A 426-nucleotide genomic window follows, 5' to 3' on the forward strand; every position below is an offset into this window, starting at 1 on the left:
ATACAGGGCGCCTCCTTCGGAATTTTCCAATGCGTTCAACGCCTGTACTATTTGAGCAATCAGTTGCAGGTCGGCAAAGTCGCCGACAGTAGCATTTTCTCCTTTTTCCAGCAGTGCTGCCCAGTTCACCAGTTGCATTTGCTGGTTGAGGGCAAGTATCCCCTCAGCTCCTTCATCAAGCGGCTTGATATCAAGGGGACGAACCAGCAAGGCCTCATAATAAGCTGGTGCATAAAGACCAATCTCCTCATCTCGCACGATCCATATTTGGTACCGCAAATGGTCCTCGCCCCGAAACTGTTCATGTGTTATTGAAAACTTAGCGGGCGCAAAACAAAGGTGTACCTGTAATGTCCACTCAAGATTTTCCGGGAATCCAACGCCGGTAAGCACCTCCACTATTCTTTTAATCTCCTTTTCCATGCT

At 48.4% G+C, this 426-nt stretch carries 1 protein-coding gene; it reads right to left on the reverse strand.

What is annotated here, in order from left to right; all coding sequences use genetic code 11:
• Window positions 1-423, reverse strand: a 423-nt coding sequence (locus BUE76_RS21755; protein ID WP_158070018.1) for a hypothetical protein, incomplete at its 3' end; no start/stop codon positions are given.
• Between the last annotated feature and the right edge of the window lie 3 nt (window positions 424-426).

Origin of the sequence: Cnuella takakiae (assembly GCF_001953305.1) — a bacterium.
Lineage (GTDB): Bacteria > Bacteroidota > Bacteroidia > Chitinophagales > Chitinophagaceae > Flavisolibacter > Flavisolibacter takakiae.